This window comes from Novosphingobium album (ex Hu et al. 2023) (genome assembly GCF_022832385.1).
In the GTDB taxonomy this organism is placed as follows: Bacteria; Pseudomonadota; Alphaproteobacteria; order Sphingomonadales; family Sphingomonadaceae; genus Novosphingobium; species Novosphingobium album.
Window position 1 is genome coordinate 1 of sequence record NZ_JALHLE010000076.1, and the last position, 425, is coordinate 425.

The 425-nt window shown below is 60.5% G+C and carries 1 pseudogene; it reads left to right on the forward strand.

The annotated features are described in order from the left end of the window. Positions 1-32: 32 nt before the first annotated feature. Positions 33-425: pseudogene (locus MTR64_RS21275) on the forward strand (transposase); the annotation flags it as partial.

Consider the following 425-nt stretch of genomic DNA (forward strand, 5'->3'; position numbering starts at 1 on the left):
TTGGGCTTCGTCGTAGTGACGAAGGAACGAAGATGAAGCCCAAATTCTCCAATGCAAAATCGTCGACCAAGACCCCTGCAGAGCAGGTGGTGAAGGATATCCGGCGTCAGACTCGACGGCATTTCTCTGCCGAGGACAAGATCCGCATTGTGCTGGAAGGTCTGCGCGGTGATGACAGCATCGCCGAGCTGTGCCGCAAGGAAGGCATCGCCCAGAGCCTGTATTACACCTGGTCCAAGGAGTTCATGGAAGCCGGCAAGCGGCGCCTGGCGGGCGACACCGCCCGTGCGGCGACCACCGGCGAAGTGCAGGACCTGCGCCGCGAAGCCCGCGCCCTGAAGGAATGTGTGGCCGACCTGACGCTCGAGAACCGTTTGCTGAAAAAAGCATGATCGCGGATGGGGGCGACGACGAATGAGGTATCC